Source organism: Peribacillus sp. BM1, assembly GCF_056679975.1.
Map to the genome: position 1 here is coordinate 3262802 of NZ_CM155259.1, position 20133 is coordinate 3282934.

The following is a 20133-nucleotide window of genomic DNA, read 5'->3' on the forward strand; positions in this document are numbered from 1 at the left end:
GTATTTATCGTCCATTAATAAAGTTACCAATTAACGTATGACCATGTTCCGTTAATATTGATTCAGGATGGAACTGTAGTCCTTCGATTTGATATTTTGTGTGTCGAAGTCCCATAACGACATTGTCTTTCGTTCTTGCACTTACCTTGATACAATCAGGAAGTGATAACTCATTGACAATTAAAGAATGATAGCGGGTAACCAAAAATGAAACAGGAATTCCTTTAAAGACCCCTATTCCATCATGGGTGATCATCGATGTTTTCCCATGCATCGGCTGTTCGGCTTTTTCCACCTGACCTCCAAATGCTTGGGCAATTATTTGATGCCCGAGACAAATCCCCAGAATGGGTATGCTTTGATGAAATTCCCTTACAACCTTTAGACATATCCCAGCTCCATTAGGATTTCCGGGTCCTGGTGAGAGAATGATGGATTCAGGGTTCATTTCTCTAATCGCTTCCAACGAAATTTCGTTGTTACGAAGGACTGTGACCTCTTTACCTGCTTGGAGGATATATTGATATAAATTGTAAGTAAAAGAATCATAATTATCGATTAGTAAAATCATTGTTGTTCTCCATTTTTTTGATTTGATCATACATTAGTCGGAAATAAAAATAGCAACAGATAGAAGCCATATTCCGATCTTTTATATTCCGATGTACTTTATTTTAGCAAAAATAGCTTCAAAATGCTTGTTAGATATTATTTTCAACTATGATAGAGTTCGTCAATTTATAGGTATTCTTGTTGTGAAATGTACTTTATACATATTTGATCAGGTTCTTTTTAAGATTTTAAGATTTTCATAAGTCTTATCTAAAAAAAGCCCCTGAAATTTCATTCAGAGGCTGTATGTTATGCTCTTTTCATATGAAGGTCATGGGGACGGGGCTTCGCGACTTACTCATATAGCTAATCTACTTAGCGGGTATACTTATATAATCTTAGAAAGCATCCGAAAGTCCAGCTCCGCATCGCCACCTTCATCAGGTTATACAATTTGAGAACCTAAACTTTTTTCATCGCTTTAGTTTTAGAGCAGACGCTCATGAATGTTTTTTATCAGCGATTTCAGCAATGATTTCATAGGAGCGAAGTCGAGGCTCATGATGAAACATGCCTGAGTTAATAATCATTTCATCGGCTCCTGTTTTATCAAGGAATGCTTGTAGCTTTTCTTTAACTTGTTCAGGGTCACCAATTACACTGGCATCCAGCTTACTTTGGATCGATGCTTTTTCATAAGGTGTCCAAAGGCCATCCATTGAGTCTACTGGAGGCTGAAGCTGATTTGGTGTATTGCGAATCAGACTCAAGAATTGCTGTTGATAAGAAGTGGCTAAATAAGCAGCCTCAGTTTCTGTGTCTGCTGCATAGACGTTAATTCCAACCATTGCATATGGTTCAGATAATACATCTGATGGCTGGAAGTTGCTGCGGTATATCTCTAAGGCAGCTAATGTATTTTCTGGAGCAAAGTGACTCGCAAATGAAAATGGCAAGCCAAGTCTTCCAGCCAGCTTTGCACTGAAACCGCTTGAACCAAGTAACCATATCGGGACGTTTAAGCCTTCACCAGGGATTGCACGAACTCTGTTATGGCGAGATTCAGCATCAAAATATGTCCGAAGCTGCTCTAGTTGTTCAGGGAAGTCATCGCCGGTATTTCTGATATCACGACGAAGTGCCATAGCTGTAAATTGATCACTACCAGGTGCACGTCCAAGACCTAAATCAATACGGCCTGGGTACATAGATTCAAGTGTACCGAATTGCTCAGCAATTACAAGTGGAGAATGGTTCGGTAACATGATGCCGCCAGATCCTACCTTGAGTGTAGACGTTCCAGCTGCAACATAGCCAATGACAACAGATGTTGCGGAGCTAGCAATACCTGGCATACTATGATGTTCCGCTAACCAAAAACGATTAAAGCCCCATTTTTCTACATGCTGTGCTAGATCTAGTGTATGTTTAAATGATTCAGCCGGTGTACTTCCTTCAGTAATGTTTGCAAGATCAAGCACGGATAAAGGAATTTCACTCAGCTGTTTTTTTGATTGTGACATGTATTCAACTTCTTTCTATAATCATTTGTTATCTGGTTACTTACAGCCATCATATAAAAGAATCCATAAAATTGCACATAGTATGCTTAGAGATTTAATCCAAATATTTTAGTATGATTGTGTTCTCCACAAAAATAGACAATCAATAATTTGATTGCCTATCATTCGATCATTATATAGCTAAAATTAGATTTAGAGACTCGCACGAATCGGCGATAATACCACAACAATATATCTAGTTAACAAGTTACAGACTAGTTGCTGGAAAAAGTCTTTTACGATATTGTCTTCCATGATGGTGATCCGGCAAATAATCACTGCCAAATAGGTTGTTTCGGAAGGTTCCTTCTTCGTATTCTTTTCTGACTAAACCTCGCTCTTGTAAAATTGGAATCACATATTCGACAAATTCTTCAAAAGTACCAGGTGTAACCGCATAAGCAATATTAAAACCATCCACTCCTGTAACATCGATCCATTCCTCTAAAGAATTTGCCACTTGTTCAGGCGAACCAACAACAACAGGTCCCATGCCTCCTACTCCAATAAATTCGGCGACTTCTTCAACAGTAAAATCGGACATCGATTTTAATGTTGATTGGATGGCATCATTCTTTACATATTGAATTTTTTCCTTAGGGTCCACCCCTTCCATATCCACACCAGTCCAGCCACCGAATAATGCAAGTGATCCCTCATAACTGGCATGCTTTTTATAATCCAAATATTTAGCTTCAGCCTCTTCTTGAGTCGCACCTACAATTGGCGTAATCAATGTAAGAATCTTGATTTCATCTGCTTTCCGACCTGCCTTCACTGCCTCTTCTCTAAAAGAGGTAACAGTGTTTTTTGTACGTTCCATCGATGTTGAACCAATGAAAACAAGTTCTGCATGCTTTGCTGCAAATTTCGTTCCTTTTGGTGATGCCCCAGCTTGGAATATTACAGGAGTACGTTGTGGTGAAGGTTCACATAGGTGAGCTCCTGGAACTTTATAAAATTCACCATCATGATCGATATCATGAACTTTTTCTGGATCTGCATAAATCCCTTTTTCCTTATCCACTACGACTGCATCATCTTCCCAACTAGCTTCCCATAGTTTATAGACAACATCTAAGTATTCATCAGCTATATCGTAACGATTATCATGATTAATTTGTTGATCTAAGCCAAGATTGCGTGCAGCACTATTTAAATAAGATGTTACGATATTCCAACCGATTCTCCCTTTTGTTAAATGATCCAATGTCGAAATTCGTCGAGCAAATAGATAGGGATGTTCATAGCTTGTCGACGCAGTTAAGCCAAATCCTAAGTGCTTTGTAACTTGCGCCATGATCGGAACAACAAATGCGGGATCATTGACTGGAACTTGAGCACCCTGACGAACTGCTGCATCGCGAGAACCTTGGTATACATCATATGTTCCAAGGACATCGGCAAGGAATATGGCATCGAATCTCCCTTTTTCCAGTACTTTTGCAAGATGCGTCCAGTATTCTGCATCTTTGTACGTAGATGATTGATCGTCTGGATGTGTCCAAAGCCCAGGGGATTGATGCCCTGCGCAGTTCATATCAAATGCATTTAAATAAATTCTTTTTTTTGTCATAATCATTACCACCCATTCGTTTTTTAATGATGTAAATTGGTGCTAAATGTAGTCTTAAGCGATTATTGGTTTAGTTTGTTTAATGGTTTGGAGAAACTCCTCTAAATTGTTATTAAGTCGAGTTTGAATATCTTGATCAGTAATAGGCTGTAAACTATTTTCTTTATCAATTTGATTATCTATAATATAAGTCCCTTGAGTGGCTCTTCCTTTTAAAGTAGTTATAAGCGGTTTTAAGGCAAAATCGATTGCTAATAAATGCGCTTTACTCCCACCGACCATTAGCGGTAACACTGGAATTCCTTTAAACGCACTTTCTGGTAATAAATCGATTAGAGATTTTAAAATACCTGTATAAGAAGCTTTGTACACAGGTGAACCAATAATCACCCCATCCGCTTCCTCGATTGATTTTGCTATTTGTTTAATTCCAGTGCTATTATAGCGTGCATAAAGCAAATCCTCAGCAGAAATATCTAAAACGGAAATATACTTTACCGTTATATTCTCCTTTTCTAACAACGATTGAACAAATTTTAAAACTACATCAGTCCTAGATGTTGCTGAAGGGCTTCCAGATAAAATCACTACATTGGGCATTTGTTGACCTTCTCTCTTAGTAAATTAGTTATGATCCTTTGTACGGTCTACATTCAAAGGGTTTAATCTATATTAAACGCATAAAGTCCTCTTTCCTGATAGAAAGAGGACTTTATGCGTAGTCACCCTTATCTGACAAGCCAATGCTTGCAGGAATTAGCACCTTTCTACTAGTTGTAGAGGTTGCTGAAGCTTCATCGGGCCATTCCCTCGGCTTCTCTTGATAAGAAGTATTAAGTTAATTTTATCATAATATTCTAATAACTGATTGTCAAGATTAAATCATATATTTTTCATCGGAATTGTTTGAATAATATTTATTCACACATTGTAATACTGGGATAATTAAGAAGGGGGATGTCCTCAAAGAAAGGTCTGACCCCGCAACAACTAAATACAGTATAGGATAAGTGATAGATACACTACATACTGATTTAGAGTGCGAGGTCAGACCTTTTGAGATATGCCCCTTATAGTTTCTTCTATTCTACGCTAGGTAGTTGTGTAAGAAAATATTCAACAACCGCAACTGAATCAAGTCGTGCAGCCACATAAGGTGGGGAAAGTCTACTTGCTGCTTCAAGCGGCATTCCTAGCCAGAGATATTGCTTATCAATGATGACAAATGGAAAAGCAATATTTGTTTCAATCTGTTCTTGCACGGCCAAACCTGGAAGCGGACGAATGGAAATAAGCGTGATTTTAACATGTTTTTGTTTACAATTCAGCATATTCAACCAATCTTCTGTAACTATTCCTTTATCAGGTATAGACAAGATAATTGAGTGACATGCTTTTTTAATATCCTCACTTAGAGCATCCAACTTACGCGCATGCATCCACTGAAGCTTAGGATGATGATTTTGAATCCACTTGCCAATGTCCCTGGTTGCAACTGTATGTCCAAAGGTTGTTTGATGATCCACAAGCTTACGTAATGTTTTACCTTTATAAACGTTTTTTCGAATATAGTCCGTATCGCTTACTTGGATGAATTTTCCTTTCGTTCTCGTAATTGCGACATTAATGAGCCGCTCACTATTCTTTCCAGTCAAAAGCATCCCAGCACGTGTTTCAGGATAACTGTCGACTGTGTCAAATATCATTACATCACGTTCACTTCCCTGAAATCGATGAACAGTTGCTGCAATAATATCAGCTTGTTCAAGCTCTTTCGCATATACTTCTTGTAATAATAGATCCATAAGACGAGATTGAGTTCGATACGGTGTCACATATCCGATGGAACGTGCACCGTTTGAATACGCTTCATGAAGAAGTTGGAACGACAAGAACAGCTGCCAAAGATTCATCCTCGATTTCGATGTTCGCTCCGCTATACAATGTTCACCAGTTCCACTCGTTTCTAACAGCATTAAGGCACGATTAGGAAATGGTCTTCTCTTAGCAATTTTTGCACGGCTTGCTTGTACACTTTCATGATCACAAACTCGGGAATGATAAATATGTTTATTCGTGAAGGCCGAAATATCTGGATGCATTCTGCGTTGTTCTTTTAACAGAAACAAATGTGGATGGAGCTTCCCTTCATTCACTACATTCGCAACTCCTGAACAATGAAAAATATCTTCTTTTAACCATTTATTCACTGATTCATCACGAGCTGAAGCAATTGGCGGCAATTGTTTAAAATCACCACAGACAATGATATTCTTGCCTAACGATGCAGCAAATGCAACTTGTGGGACATAAGCCATACTCGCTTCATCAAGAATGACTAAATCATATTCCTGTTCATAAAGTGTGCTGTCGCTTGCTGTTTTTGCCAGTGTGCTACCAACGATTTTAGCTTCTTTGACAAGCTCCATTTCCTTACGACGAAATTTTTCTATAACTTTGCCAAGTGTTTTTTCCAATTCAATTAATCGATCTGTATCTCGCTTGCTAAATGAACCTGATAAATCTTGTTTTAAGAGCCGCTTCTCTTCAGTTAGTTTTTCCTTGTCTTCAACTAAATCAGGTTCATGCTTTTCTAACAACTGACTTGAGATGATATCAGGATGACTCGCTAAGCTTTCTCCTGTTTGCGAACTGTACCTTAAAATATCTCCTTCTTTAAAGCGGTTTTTCTTTTTTGTAAATGTAGCGATTTCTGCCATTAGTACATCCACGGCTTGGTTGCTATGAGACAGAACTAAAAGTTTTTTTCCTTTTAAATAATGATTCGCTGCAATCCGCGCCAATGTATATGTTTTTCCAGTTCCCGGGGGTCCCCAAACGTATGTAATTGGATTAAAATTAGAGCGTAAAAAAAGCTCCTTAACATTACTATGTTTCTGATCTATCGGATGCCTGCTCTCCATCGAAGGGTCCATCAACCGTTTGACTCGAAGCCGCTTTTTCTTACTTTTTTTCACTTCGTCTAAGCGCTCAATTAATTGCTCCAAAAGCTCCCATGGGTCATGGTAAAGAAAAGCCTCGGAAATCAAATCTCCAAGTGTTTTTTCAAAAGATAATATGATGCTTTTGCCTTCAGACGAGAGCACTAATCCTTCCTGCTTGATTCCTCCCCATTCCAGTCGAACGAATGATCCGACTGGAATCCTCAGCGATCCAATCGTTTCGAAATAATAAGTAAATCCATCTACCTGATCTATCAAATGACCATTCAAAACGTGATATTTTGTACTTCCGTATTTTTTTAAATGGCGGATTTCATTTTCTAATGCTACTTGCCATTCTTTTATATAGCTTACCGTTGAGTTCATTTTATCTTCCTTAAATTTTTTAATTAATGTTCTTCTACAATAGTACGCTTTTCACAAAGATTGTCAAAGTAGCATGATTTATTGATTTTAAAAAAGGCTATCTCAGTAAAGGATTAGACCTTTAGAGATTAGCCTCTTTTAAAATATTACTTCTCCAACAATTCGCCAAATTCCTTCACTAGTCCACTAAATATCTTCAACGCATTTTCAATCGGCTCTGGTTTAGTAAGATCGACTCCAGTTTTCTTTAGCAATTCAAGCGGATATTCCGAGCTGCCACTTTTTAAAAATGTTAAATACTGTTCAAGTGTACCTTCATCACCTGATAATATCCGGTCAGCGATATCAATAGCTGACGCATACCCCGTCGCATATTTATACACATAAAACGGTCGATAAAAGTGTGGGATTCTAGACCAGCCGAATTTCACTTCATCGTCAAAAACAATGTCTTCCCCATTATACGCACGGTATATCGTTTCATATACAGTATTAAAGACTTCTGCATTCAAAGGCTCATCATTTTCTGCTTTTTCGTGTGTAATTTTTTCGAATTCCCCAAACATGACTTGCGTAAAGAAAGTTCCTTTAAAGCTGTCAATAAAATGGTTAAGCAGATGCTTCTTTTTATTCAAGTCTGTTGTCGTGTTCAATAAGTAACGAATCAATAGGATTTCGTTCACGGTTGATGCGACTTCAGCAACAAAGATCGAATATCCAGCACTGATTTGTGGCTGATATTTTGAACTAAAATACGAATGCATCGCATGACCAGATTCATGTGCTAACGTAAATAAACTGTCCAAATCATCCTGATGGTTTAGTAAAACGAATGGATGAACTCCATATAAACCTAGGTTATAAGCGCCAGATCGTTTTCCTGGCGTTTCCCTTACATCATAATAACGATTTTCTTTGAAGTTCAAAAGAGTCGATACATACTCTTCGCCAAGTGGCCTCAATGCTTGCAACATGATGTCAAATGCTTCATCATACGGAATCTCTTCCTTTGCCTCTTGTACAAGCGGAATAGTTAAATCATACGCACGCAATTCATCAACACCCAAATGCTTTTTGCGCAATTTTATATAGTCATACATCGATTTAATATTCGCTTTCGTCGCCGAAATAAGATTTTCATACACTTCTGTCGGAACCCGATCTGAAAATAATGATTTTTCAAGAGCTGAAGGGTAGTTCCTTGTTTTCGCCATCGTCGTATTGTTTCGTATGGCTGATGAAAGTGTGCTCGCGATAGTATTTTGCAACTGAAGATACGGTTGATAGTAGGCCTTGTATGCCTCTTTTCGTTTTTTACGGTCCTGATTTTCAATCAATTTACTGTACATACCTCGTGTTAAAACGACCTTTTCTCCATCGTCTTTTGTCACTTCTCCAAATTTAATATCAGCATTGTTAATCATGCCAAATGTTTTTTGCGGAGAAGAAAGAGCATCACCAAGCTGCGAAAGAATTGCTTCTTGATCTTTGTTCAGTACATGTGCTTTATAGCGATAAGAATCAAGCAAATCATCTTCAAAATAACGTAGTCCTTCTACCTCTTTTATGTACGCTTTTAACGCACTTTCTTCAAGGCTTAATAAAAATGGCATAAAAAATGAAGTAGCGGCACTAATTTTTTGCCCTAATTGACTGGCACGATCAAGTAAACCCTGTGCAGCGGGCACTCTTGTGTCTAAGTCCACCTGAAGCATGGCATATACATAAAGCTTTTTATATGTATACCCTAATTCCTCACTCAGGGATAAGTATCGAAACAGTGCCTCTGCATCTCCAATTTTCCCGTCAAATGCCTTTAACTTCTCCACCCTATTCAAGATCGTTTGATAATCCTGTTCCCACTTTTCCTCGTTTTCATAAATATCTTCCAATCTCCACGTTTCTTCTACTTTAACATCAGCTCTAGTCGAATATGCAGTCATAGTTGATCCCCCTTTTTATATTATTTTTCCCATTATATCGAAAATGTATGATTCTGTATAACTAGCCGTTTTTTCGTAAATGTCGAGCATCTTTCATAATATGGTATAATATAGGACGGTATAGCCGCATTTTTCCAGAAGGAGGCGAGACTAATTTTCAAGAATCGATATTTCGCTATCTTAATCTATTCGATAATATTTGTATATTCTTTATTATACTTTCAATCTCAGCTTACAAATCCGATAGTAGAAGATAAAGGCCGCCTCTTACCTGTTAAGATGAAAGCGGTGAAATCAGGTGATGATGAAAACAAGCTGAAACAGATCGTATTAGACGCAAACATTGATCATGATCCTATATCCATTGCCGGTATGCAGCACAGTCAAGGAGGCCAGACGCTTTATCCAAATGGAATCCTACTTGATATGAAACAATATAATAAAATTCTAAAATTAGATGAAAATAAAAAACAAATTACCGTTCAAAGCGGTACGACCTGGGCAGATATTCAAAAGTTCATCAATCCTTATGGTCTTGCTTTAAAAGTAAGCCAGTCGCAAAATATTTTTACAGTAGGCGGTTCATTAAGTGTGAATGTGCATGGTCGTGACATACGCCATCACGCCTTGATTGAAACGGTTGAATCATTTCGTCTATTAAACGCACAGGGTAACATTATGACTGTAAGCCGTGATGCAAATTCAGAGTTATTCCATGCAGTAATTGGTGGATATGGATTATTCGGAGTGATTCTTGATGTTACTTTACATTTGACAGACGATGAACTCTATCAAATTCAAACAAAATCACTAGCTTATTATGATTATAGCTCGTATTTTACCCGTGAAATCCTTCAAAACGACGCCGTTAAAATGCATCTCGCTCGAATCTCGGTTGCACCTGACAGCTACTTGAAAGAAATGTATGTAACCGATTATTACGAAACAGATGACCGATCTCAGTTAGAGAGGTATAGCTCTTTAAAACGAGAAACAATCATTGCGATACCCAAATTCTTTCTTGGACTTGCTCGCTTGAATAATTGGGGGAAAAATATGTTTTGGACCACTCAAAATGCATACAATGAGAATATTAATGGTTCATACATTTCTAGAAATAATGCCATGCGTTCCGATTCCACATTTATGGAGTATGATAGTTTTAACAAAACAGAAGTATTACAGGAATATTTTGTTCCAGTTGAACACTTCACTGCCTATATTGATGACCTAAGGGAAACGCTTAAAAGTGAAAAAGATTTTAACCTATTGAATATCACCGTCCGTTATGTGGAGAAAAATGAAGAAACTGTTATGAGTTATGCAAAAGATGATATGTTTGCCCTCGTTATGCTTATTAACCAAGGGACAAGTAAAGATCGTATTGAAGAAACGGAGCGAGTGATCCGAAACATGATAGATATAACCTTAGATCACGAGGGTAGTTACTATCTTCCATATTATCATTATCCGACGAGAGAGCAGTTAGTAAAAGCGTATCCACGGACAGATGAATTCTTTGCTATGAAAAAAGCCTATGATCCTAAAGGACGATTCTTGAATCTTTTCTATGAGGAGTATCACAAATGAATTATAGACGATTTTTTATTTATCAAGGGACTGTCGGTATGGCAGTTAGCATGATTTTTCCGTTTTATGTTTTGCTTTTGAAAAATGCTGGTAGCAGCTATTCTCAGTTTGGCTGGGCTTATGGTTTATTCGCATTAACAGCAGCACTGAGTTATTCTGCAATTGGAAAATTCGCCGATCGTGTTGGGGATAAGGCATTGTTGGTCCTTTATTCTTGGGGTATGGCACTGGTTTTGCTCGCTTTTCCACTCGCTTATGAAATTTGGCATGTTTATCTATTACAGATTGTAATGGGATTACTAGGTGCCGTACAAAAAAACTCAGAAAAAACCGTTCTCGCTCGTACAGTAAAAAAAGAAACAGCAGGGAAGGAAATCGGCCGCTATCATATTTGGACATCGATTGGTGCTGCAATTGCTGTTATTGTTACAGGTTATTTAGTTGATTTTTTGACAATCGGTAGTATCTTTTATCTTGCATCGATTGTATTTGCATGGAGCGGATTTTATATAATGAAACGGAATACAGCTGAAGCCTTGTATGAATCAAATTTTTAGTATATAAAGTGAAACTTCAATCAGTGGGAGGGTGGCTACCTGTTAATGCGGGATAAACCCTTTATGCTTTGGTTGATCTTTCAATTGAGATTTTAGCTTATCTCTTTTCCGAAAAGTCTACTTGGAACACATCGAATATTTCAATTGATACGTCTTCTGGTATGTCTTTTCATGCCTGAATCAGAGGCTTTAACAAACAATGCTTTAATTGATTCGTTCCTATATATAGTATCTAAACTCGTACTCATTTTGAGATAGACAATGTAAGTAAGTGAAGCCCAGAAAGTGTTATAGACAATCATTAGAACTCAAAAAAATCATTTTTCTCACAATCGATCTTTATGATGAAACGGACATTTTCCTAGTATGGGTTCAATATCATCACCAATAAAAAATTGCTTCCATTCATTATGTTTTGGGTCTCCGTAATGACTAATATCAGGATGTTTAGGTAGGTTATCCCATTTTTCAACACGTTCTCTTACTTTTTCTCTAGACATAATCCCGCCTTTTTCTGTTCCTTCAAGTCCGTTGAAAATCATTCTCGGCTGAATGCCAAGCACAAGTCCCCTCCCTAAGTCACGAGTTTTTCGCTGTTTATAGGCAGGTGCGTTACCAAATATGAAAAAAGGTTCGCCAGCAAAATGAAAATCCCAAAGATGATGTTCAGGATCCTTCGGTTTTTCTTGGGGCCATTCTTTTGGATCATGGTCATGTAAATATTGCAGAACATTCCAAAAATAATTTCGATAATGCGCAATATCCCCCTCTTCTTTCTCTGGTTCGACAAAAACAAATAACCCATGCCTTATATATGGTGGCTCTTGAAATAATTCTAGGAATTCTTCAATCGCTTTCGGTAGATTGGACCAATCATCTTTAGTAATGTACGCATAGCGAAGTTCACCCTTGTTTTCAGCTTTCATTCCAAAATAGCAAGGAAACGTCTTATCAGTAACAAGTTTATGAAAGGTTTGGTACTCCTGAATTAACCACGGAGGTACTTTCTCAGGATTTTGCATATCTTCTTTCGTTAATAAACTCGGAGAAGTAGTTTGCATGATTTCAACCCCCATATCATTATTTGTCTTGTACTTCTTAGCTACCCAGCTAAAAAGAAATAAAACGTTAAGATGCTTTAGTAAGCTAAAAAAGAGCAAGCTTCTGGATTTTCCATTAGCTTGCTCTTTTTTTATTTTTGTGTGACCTTTTCTTCAACATGCATGATCCACCCTAACTGATCTTCTTCTTTACCAGTTTGGATTCTTGTAATTGTATTGTATAATTTCGTTGATAATTCACCCGTTTTTCCTTCATTGAGGACAAGCTTTTCGTCATTCCAGAAAAACTCACCAATTGGTGAAATGACAGCAGCCGTACCAGTACCAAATGCTTCTTCCAATTTCCCTTCTTGATGAGCTTGATATACCTCATCCATAGAAATCTTCCGTTGTGAAACAGGGATGTTCCAATGTTCAAGCATTTCGATAATCGATGATCTTGTTACACCGTCAAGAATACTTCCATTCAGTGCAGGAGTTACTACTTCTCCATCAATCTTGAAAAATACATTCATACTTCCAACTTCTTCAATATATTTCTTTTCAACTCCATCAAGCCAAAGTACTTGGGAATAACCATTTTCTTCAGATACTTTTTGCGCTTTTAAACTAGAAGCATAATTGCCACCTGTTTTCGCTGTACCAGTCCCGCCTACAACTGCACGGACAAACTCTTTTTCAACAGCAATCTTTACAGGATGTATTCCTTCTTTATAATATGAACCTACAGGCGACATTATGATGATAAATTTATATCGCGAGGAAGGAGATACGCCTAGGTAGGGCTCAGTTGAAATAATAAATGGCCGTATATAGAGTGATGTTCCCTCTGCGTCTGGAATCCATTCTTTATCAATAACAATTAATTTTTTCAAAGCTGCCAATGCAAAATCGATATCTACCTCAGGTATGCAAAGACGATCATTCGATTTATTTAACCGTTGGAAGTTCTTCTCCGGGCGAAATAAAACGATATCTTTGTTATCTGTATAGTATGCTTTCATCCCTTCAAATACGGATTGTCCATAATGAAAAATCATTGCAGAGGGTTCGAGTGTAATCGATTGATAAGGAACGATTCGTGGATCATGCCAACCACTTCCTTCAGTATAATCCATAATAAACATATGATCAGTAAACACTTTTCCAAATTCTAGTTGGTCAGATTTCGGTTTTTCTTTCTCCGTTGTTGTTAGTGTGATCTCCATGTCATGTTCCTTCATTACCAAGACTCCCTTGTGGATATAATTTATTATAAAAATTCTATATTTCATTGTACTACCTTATACTATCAAAGTTCAAGCTTTAATCACCTAATTTTCCGAATCTTTTAATAAACCTCCGGAATTTTTTGGTATACAAATAAGTGGATGTCCCAAAAGGTTTAGACCTTTTTGGGACATCCGTGTTCGTATGAATTACTTGTTCCCTTTCACCTCTTGGCGTTTTTCTCTTAACCAACTCGTCAATTTAGCTAAAGACCCTTTTTCTTTTAATTTGGTGATTTTTAAATTCGAAACTTTCTTTTCTAGAAAAATCTCTTCTTTATCAATCGCATACTCAAACGCCAATACAAGTCCAATGTCAGTATTATAATCTTTATTGATCACCATTTTATAAGGTATTTTGTTAACTTGAGCTGCTTCAATATATTTTTTTAGAGAAGAGTATTCCATATTTCCGTTCGCAAATAGCAGTGCCTGCGGATGCTTTTTCATCAAATTTATAAATTCTTGATAAACCTCTTTGTCCCTCACTTGCGGCTGTGTCAATACAGCAATAATTCGTTCTCGAATTGTACCGAGGTACCTTTTTCTTTCTTCGGGTTTTAATTCCTTCTGTCCGTGTATTCCTTGTTGAATGATTTCATCTACGTTTTTGCCAGACAAATAGGCTCCCTCCTTGTTTTGATCATCTTAAATAGTGTATTTAGTAGCACTTTATTTGTGCTGAAATTCTGATACAGATTTGATGAATGAAAGAAGTACCAATATTTTTTTCAATTTACATTGATAAAAAACTCTGCTTGGCAAGAAGGATGCTCATTGTACCTCATGATTGATTCCAGATCGCAATATTAATCTTCGCAAGCTTCCTCACTTTCAGCAACCAAATAGAATCTGGTTTAGTTGCTCTAATGATTTACCAATTCAGACTTTCGAAAAGATATACTTCATTCAATCATTCATTCTCCATTATCTAATTACTACAAAATAGTCTTCTCACTTCTATCCTTTTTATCATCCAATCACAATTCTAACCATATAATGTTCTGATTGTATTGAAAATAATATGAAAAGGATGGAAAAGGATGAAAAAATGTTTAACCGTATTCATCATAACATGCTGTTTGTTTTTGGGAGTTGAAACTGCATCAGCTGCGAAATCACAACTGATTATTATTAATAAAAACACGAATCAGCTTGCCTATTATGAAAATAATCAGTTAAAAAAGTCATTTATTGTCGCCACTGGTAGCAAGACATCATATACACCTGAAGGAACCTTCAAAATTGTAAATAAGATAGTAAATCGTCCCTATTATAAGGGAAATATCCCTGGAGGATCTCCAAAAAATCCTTTAGGTAATCGTTGGCTCGGTTTAAACGCTAGACAAACACAAGGAACGACCTATGCTATTCATGGCAATAATAATCCAGCTTCTATTGGTAATTACGTGAGCGCTGGTTGCATTCGCATGTATAATAATGAAGTACAGTGGCTGTTTGAAACAGTATCAATAAATACTCCTGTCGTTATAACAAGTTCTTCAAAAAACTTTGAATCCATTGCGGCCAGTAGTGGATTTAAGGTAAATGGGAATCCAACTGCCACTCCCGTAACAACGGCAATTACTTTAAAACGTGGAAGTAAGGGTGCAGAGGTTTCTAAATTACAGAAACAGCTCACATCATTAGGCTTTTCGACAAATGGGAACGATGGTGTATTTGGTCCAGCGACGGAAAAGGCCGTTAAAGAATTTCAAAAAGCGAGAAAGCTAAAAGCAGATGGAATAGTAGGTGCGATGACGAAAAAAGCGTTAGGTATGATTTAATAAGTAACATGTATGTATTAAAAGGATGACCTCTGACCCCAAATACTTTAAGTTCGTGTTCAAAAAGGAAGATAAAAAGAGCCGAGAAGTTCGAGGAACGGAGGGACAGAGCTTTGATGCAATTCGACAGCTACTTTTACCGGACTTTTTGAACAACCTCTTTAATTAGTGTTTAATCAAATGTAACTTATAATGGATTAGGGATTGGATGGTTTGAATTTTTTCTTTTAAGGCAGCCTCGTTTTCAATCCAATCCTAATTGTTCCATTTTTGGTTTTATTTTTGTTGAATATGGTATAATTCAATCATATGTTTCTTTTAAATAAAGAACAAGGGGGTTAGTGTAATGGATGAACTTTTATTATGGATCATCAAAATTGTATTTATAGTAGGAACGATTGGGATGTTCTTTCTTTTAGGCGTAATTCGTAATGAAGAGTAAGTTTATTTTACATACACACTTCGACTACCAACTACTCTACCTTTTTTAGTAGCCGGTCGACTTGTAGACGCTTTCACGTGTTTTCATTACATTAAGGTGCATCTCATGTTAGTATATAAACGACACGTCCTTATGCCCTTCTTCAATTTATTGAAGAAGGGCATATTGGTGTACGTCATCATATTGCGATGTATTTGATCGTTATTTTTTTAGTATTTTACGCCTTATGTTATCTAGGACACTCGATGTAAAATTGCTTAGTGATTGCAGTGACGATTTATCCCGCATTAACGGGCAGTCCCCCCCCACCCCAAGGCTTGAAGAATCGAAGAAGCGTAGGTGGGGGATGAAGCCTCCCCACTGATTGAAGTTTCACTTTATTTGCACTGACTATATAACTATGTATCTGGCTAAAGATGAAACATCTTTTAGCCAAAAACTTCAGCAATCTTTTATAAATAATGCATTAAGATGTCCTTTCCATAATATAGGACAACGAGAGTCAATCCTGTTAATACGATAGATTCTAAGGCCCCTCCCGTTTTCATCGTTAATGGTAATCGGAATGTTATATCCAAAGGATACAATAATTTGATTCCATTTTTTGTGGCTGCATCCAGTAGTAAATGACTTGCCATTCCAATCAAGATACCAATCCGAATTGATTCAAAAGGGATAAATAAAAGGAGTAGGCCATTAATAATGATTAAAAATAATATACTGTGAGTTAAGGTACGATGACCGAATACTCCATTAATTAATTTCGATAGCCACGGTAGTTTTCTGCCAATTTTACTTCCCCCATGACAAATATCTGGAATCATTCCACCAAGTGCTCCGGCTGCAATCATTATTGCAGGATCATAGTTCGTTGTTTGGGCAAAAGCAGCAGTAGCCGCAATACCGCCCATAATATGTGTTTTTCCAGTCAAACTCTTTCCACCTTCTCTTTTTCAACATTTGCATAGAACCCCATTATACTCCATTTTTGGATGATGTCATAGAGTACTATTGAAAGAGCATGATTTTAGGTTAAACGCCAAAAAGACTCAGCGAACAACTAAGCCTTTTATTACGGAACTATGAGAGAAATAGGTTCATTACCAATCTTCTGTAATCTCAAGTAATACATCAATATCAATTTTATTCATAGGGAAAGAAACTACTCCTTCTGCGTACTCTTCGGTTGCTGCTAACAAATAATCAATATCGATCGTAACCACAGTGGACGCCTCCCCTTTTTTCTACATTTACATAAATATATTAATCTGTACCCTCTATTTTACCAAGTTAAACCTTTTAACTAAATTTTCAAACGAGAAAATAGCCTTAATTGTAAAAACACGCCGCTATCATGCATGACTTAAATCAAATTCTACATATAGTCATCTTAAATCAAGAGCAAATTACCTTATCTACTTTGTTTATCATGATCATAAAAATTCTCGCTACAAAGTACCCACATAATCCGCCCATTGTGTTCAGTATGATATCATCTACATCAAAACTGCCAATCCGAAAACTTAGTTGCAAACTTTCAACGAGTAGTGATGCCATAGATGACGAGATTACTGTTTTTACTATGTAAAAGCGTTTAAATAGTAACGGAACAAAAAAACCAAAAGGCATAAAAGCTAGAATATTTCCGCAAAAATTTGTGAACCAAGCATGATAATAGCCTGTGGCTAATAATTTAAAATATAAATCAATGGTGTTGAACGGGACAAGGTTATAATCCAAGATGATGACAGATTGTCGATAATATGCAAAGAATAATAGGTAACTGAGAAATAACAGATATGAGATGAAAATTAAACTCCCTACTACAAAAAGAACTCTTTTTAACAAAAGGTTTTGAAGTTGCACAATCATGTATACCTCCATTGCCAGGTTCAGTATCATTCTGTTCTTTGGATAAACTATAGCATATCAACGATTGTGTTGTGGAGAAAATAAAAATGATTCGTGCCGGTCCATGTGAATACGCTCAAGAAAACGTAAATTAATGAGTTGGAGACATTTAGCTCTTAAATGTATGCTAGAAATACAGATTACAGTTTTTGTATCGTTTTTCCTTAAAGACCTTTTTATTATAGATATATCTATTATTATCGTGAGTTTGATTTTTATATTCTGACGAGGTTTTTATTGAAATATACAAATGGCGGTTGTTTTACAGTAGTAATAAGGAGATCTTACGTTCCTTTCATGACTTTTATTTGTACAAAATGGTACTACATCTGATTTCGACTGCTTGGTTTATAATTGAAGTAAAAATTAAAACGTAAGAATGTGATTAATCGAATCAAGAGTAAAGAAATACCAGAATATCTTTAGTAGTCAGCATCTGTGCATGACTAACTAAAATCTAGACAATACTAGCCGAAATTGAAAAAGGTGCTAAAATGAGTTTTTTAATTAAAAAAATATCGTTTTTGTTTATGAAGCAACAAGTGACTCCTATAATATATTCTACCGATATTATTATTGAAATAAATGTAATTAAATATACGATCCGCTATTCTCCACATAAAACAAACCGCCATTATTAAATATGGCGGTTTGTTTTACAAAAATACATAAATAATTGTTCAATATACTCTGAGGAACCATCCCTTACATAATCCTTCATAGAATCCACTGATTTTGGACGTTCTGTTTCAAAAAGAATGGTTTCTTCTTTTTGTTTCTCTAATGAATCCATGGTTTTCCACCTCAACCTATCTTATTCAAGATAGAGCTTGGCTTGTGACAATAAATGATTAATAATCTAATTTACTGGAATTTTTGAACAACCTTCTAAACATCTATTTCTTCGAAGTTAACATAATATTATTATGTAATCAATTAGGAACCATTTAATACTTTGGATAAACATTGAAATAGACTGTTCCGAAACATAAGGATCAGAACACCACATTCACTATAATGTCGTTTATATTATGTATAAATGTCATAATAAACGATGTATAGAGTGTGTCGTCAGACCCTTTTAGGACAACCGCTTTTATCCCGCGCTTTAACGAGCAGTAAAAAAAACCACTGATTGAAGTTTCACTTTATGTTCGTTTTACTTCTAAACGGCGCGACAGTATGGATAATGTATAGTTCACGACGAAATACATGAGAGCAACTACCAATAAGGTTGGCTCTAGGTATCCGCTTTTTTGTCCGTATACAATTTGGGCTTGATGTGTCAGTTCCGGAACGGAAATTACGACCGCAAGTGACGTATCTTTTAATAAAGAAATAAACTGGCTAACTGTCGGCGGTACCATTCTTCGTAATGCTTGTGGTAATATTATATGCCATAATGCTTGAAAGTAACTTAAGCCTGACGAACGTGCCGCTTCCATTTGACCTCTATCAATTGAATTTAATCCACTTCGAATAATTTCAGATAACATCGCTGCTTCAAAAATAGTTAAGGCAATAATAGCTGCTGGAACTTCCTTGAATTTAATCCCAATTTCCGGTAACGCAAAAAATGTAAAGAAAATAATTAATAATAAGGGTAAATTTCTAATAACCTCGACAATCCCTGCAAGTACTTGTGATAGGACAGGTATTTTGGCAAAACGAAGCGTTCCCACAACTCCACCAAGTATGAAGCTTAAAATAATAGCAATAAAAGCCATTTTAAGCGTCAGCCAAAAACCATTTACTAGAAATGTCAGATTATCAGCTGAATATGCACCAATAAAATCCATCGATATCCCTCCTTCAATTACTCTTAGCCAGGCGTTTCTCTAAATACCCTACGCCAAGACTTAAAGGAATGGTTAATATTAAATAAAACATAGCAACTAAGATATACGTATCCATCACTTTAAAGGTTCTTGCTGAAATAAGATCAGCTTGATACATCAAATCACCGCCGGCTATGACAGCTACTAAAGAAGAGTTCTTTACCAGATTAATAAATTGATTGCCGAGTGGAGGTATTACCACCTTAATTGCTTGAGGTAAAATAATAATTCTCATTGCCTGACTATATGTAAGACCTGAGGAACGTGCCGCTTCCATTTGACCTTTGGGAATCGAAAGTATACCAGCGCGAATTGCCTCTGCAATGAAAGCTGTTGTATAAATGGTTAAAGCAATTGTTCCAGCCGTAAGCCCTTTGAAATTAAATACTAAATAAACGAATAGCATAATGATTAACAGTGGAATGTTGCGGAAGAATTCAACATATGTAGTGCCAAGCCAATTCAATGGCTTGTATGGAGCAATTCTTAATACAGCAATAAATGCTCCAAGCAATAAACTTGCAATAAGTGCAGTGATACTTGCAATTATAGTAACCTTGAATCCTTCAAGAAACATGTCCATATTATCCGTTAATATCGAGAAATTCAATTTAACAACAACTCCTCTAACTAATCAGGATGAGCAAGCGCGCCCATCCCGAAAAATTATAACTAAAATCCATTAATCTTTCTTTATCCCGTATTAACGGAAAATCA

General features: G+C 36.5%; 18 protein-coding genes and 1 riboswitch. Of the genes, 3 read left to right on the plus strand and 15 right to left on the minus strand.

What is annotated here, in order from left to right; all coding sequences use genetic code 11:
* Positions 1 to 4 precede the first annotated feature (4 nt).
* The 6 genes from AC1MGI_RS15770 to pepF form a co-directional block, all read right to left on the minus strand.
* Positions 5 to 571 (minus strand): anthranilate synthase component II, encoded by a 567-nt coding sequence (locus AC1MGI_RS15770; RefSeq protein ID WP_480346099.1) that lies wholly within the window; start codon positions 569 to 571, stop codon positions 5 to 7.
* Between the two features lie 481 nt (positions 572 to 1052).
* Entirely contained in the window at positions 1053 to 2075 is a 1023-nt protein-coding gene (locus AC1MGI_RS15775) for an LLM class flavin-dependent oxidoreductase (RefSeq protein WP_480346100.1), read from the minus strand.
* Positions 2076 to 2322: 247 nt separating this feature from the next.
* Entirely contained in the window at positions 2323 to 3690 is a 1368-nt protein-coding gene (locus tag AC1MGI_RS15780) for an LLM class flavin-dependent oxidoreductase (RefSeq protein WP_480346102.1), read from the minus strand.
* Positions 3691 to 3744: 54 nt separating this feature from the next.
* The gene (ssuE, locus tag AC1MGI_RS15785) at positions 3745 to 4290 is read right to left on the minus strand and encodes an NADPH-dependent FMN reductase (RefSeq protein WP_480346104.1); all 546 of its coding nucleotides are present in this window, start codon (positions 4288 to 4290) and stop codon (positions 3745 to 3747) included.
* Between the two features lie 125 nt (positions 4291 to 4415).
* A riboswitch (SAM riboswitch) is annotated at positions 4416 to 4520 on the minus strand.
* A gap of 252 nt (positions 4521 to 4772) precedes the next feature.
* The gene (locus AC1MGI_RS15790) at positions 4773 to 7019 is read right to left on the minus strand and encodes an AAA domain-containing protein (RefSeq protein WP_480346106.1); all 2247 of its coding nucleotides are present in this window, start codon (positions 7017 to 7019) and stop codon (positions 4773 to 4775) included.
* A gap of 146 nt (positions 7020 to 7165) precedes the next feature.
* Positions 7166 to 8962, minus strand: coding sequence for an oligoendopeptidase F (gene pepF, locus AC1MGI_RS15795; protein ID WP_480346108.1), 1797 nt, complete (start codon positions 8960 to 8962; stop codon positions 7166 to 7168).
* Positions 8963 to 9250: 288 nt separating this feature from the next.
* Between pepF and AC1MGI_RS15800 the strand changes: the two genes are divergently transcribed.
* Together AC1MGI_RS15800 and AC1MGI_RS15805 are read left to right on the plus strand one after the other, a co-directional pair.
* A complete protein-coding gene (locus tag AC1MGI_RS15800) occupies positions 9251 to 10552 on the plus strand; it encodes an FAD-binding protein (RefSeq protein ID WP_480346110.1) in 1302 nt (433 codons plus the stop codon).
* A complete protein-coding gene (locus AC1MGI_RS15805) occupies positions 10549 to 11109 on the plus strand; it encodes an MFS transporter (protein ID WP_480346112.1) in 561 nt (186 codons plus the stop codon). The genes AC1MGI_RS15800 and AC1MGI_RS15805 overlap by 4 nt, the downstream gene beginning before the upstream one ends.
* Before the next feature lie 326 nt (positions 11110 to 11435).
* On the opposite strand, the gene AC1MGI_RS15810 is transcribed toward AC1MGI_RS15805, so the two are convergent.
* From AC1MGI_RS15810 to AC1MGI_RS15820, 3 genes are all read right to left on the minus strand, one after another.
* On the minus strand, positions 11436 to 12170 hold the full coding sequence (locus AC1MGI_RS15810; protein ID WP_480346113.1) for a YqcI/YcgG family protein: 735 nt from the start codon (positions 12168 to 12170) through the stop codon (positions 11436 to 11438).
* Between the two features lie 131 nt (positions 12171 to 12301).
* Positions 12302 to 13393 (minus strand): branched-chain amino acid aminotransferase, encoded by a 1092-nt coding sequence (locus AC1MGI_RS15815; RefSeq protein ID WP_480346115.1) that lies wholly within the window; start codon positions 13391 to 13393, stop codon positions 12302 to 12304.
* A gap of 195 nt (positions 13394 to 13588) precedes the next feature.
* Positions 13589 to 14059, minus strand: coding sequence for a YueI family protein (locus AC1MGI_RS15820; RefSeq protein WP_480346116.1), 471 nt, complete (start codon positions 14057 to 14059; stop codon positions 13589 to 13591).
* 422 nt (positions 14060 to 14481) lie between these two features.
* On the opposite strand from AC1MGI_RS15820, the gene AC1MGI_RS15825 reads away from it, so the two are divergent.
* Positions 14482 to 15225 (plus strand): L,D-transpeptidase family protein, encoded by a 744-nt coding sequence (locus AC1MGI_RS15825; RefSeq protein WP_480346118.1) that lies wholly within the window; start codon positions 14482 to 14484, stop codon positions 15223 to 15225.
* A gap of 894 nt (positions 15226 to 16119) precedes the next feature.
* Here AC1MGI_RS15825 and AC1MGI_RS15830 read toward each other — a convergent pair.
* The 6 genes from AC1MGI_RS15830 to AC1MGI_RS15855 all read right to left on the minus strand — a co-directional run bounded on the left by AC1MGI_RS15830 (position 16120) and on the right by AC1MGI_RS15855 (position 19999).
* A complete protein-coding gene (locus AC1MGI_RS15830; protein ID WP_480346119.1) occupies positions 16120 to 16599 on the minus strand; it encodes a metal-dependent hydrolase in 480 nt (159 codons plus the stop codon).
* Between the two features lie 168 nt (positions 16600 to 16767).
* The gene (locus AC1MGI_RS15835) at positions 16768 to 16890 is read right to left on the minus strand and encodes a hypothetical protein (protein WP_480346121.1); all 123 of its coding nucleotides are present in this window, start codon (positions 16888 to 16890) and stop codon (positions 16768 to 16770) included.
* 172 nt (positions 16891 to 17062) lie between these two features.
* Entirely contained in the window at positions 17063 to 17539 is a 477-nt protein-coding gene (locus AC1MGI_RS15840) for a VanZ family protein (RefSeq protein ID WP_480346123.1), read from the minus strand.
* 676 nt (positions 17540 to 18215) lie between these two features.
* On the minus strand, positions 18216 to 18371 hold the full coding sequence (locus tag AC1MGI_RS15845) for a hypothetical protein (protein ID WP_480346125.1): 156 nt from the start codon (positions 18369 to 18371) through the stop codon (positions 18216 to 18218).
* Between the two features lie 355 nt (positions 18372 to 18726).
* Positions 18727 to 19377 (minus strand): amino acid ABC transporter permease, encoded by a 651-nt coding sequence (locus tag AC1MGI_RS15850; protein WP_480346126.1) that lies wholly within the window; start codon positions 19375 to 19377, stop codon positions 18727 to 18729.
* Positions 19378 to 19390: 13 nt separating this feature from the next.
* A complete protein-coding gene (locus AC1MGI_RS15855; RefSeq protein ID WP_082675109.1) occupies positions 19391 to 19999 on the minus strand; it encodes an amino acid ABC transporter permease in 609 nt (202 codons plus the stop codon).
* Positions 20000 to 20133: the final 134 nt, after the last annotated feature.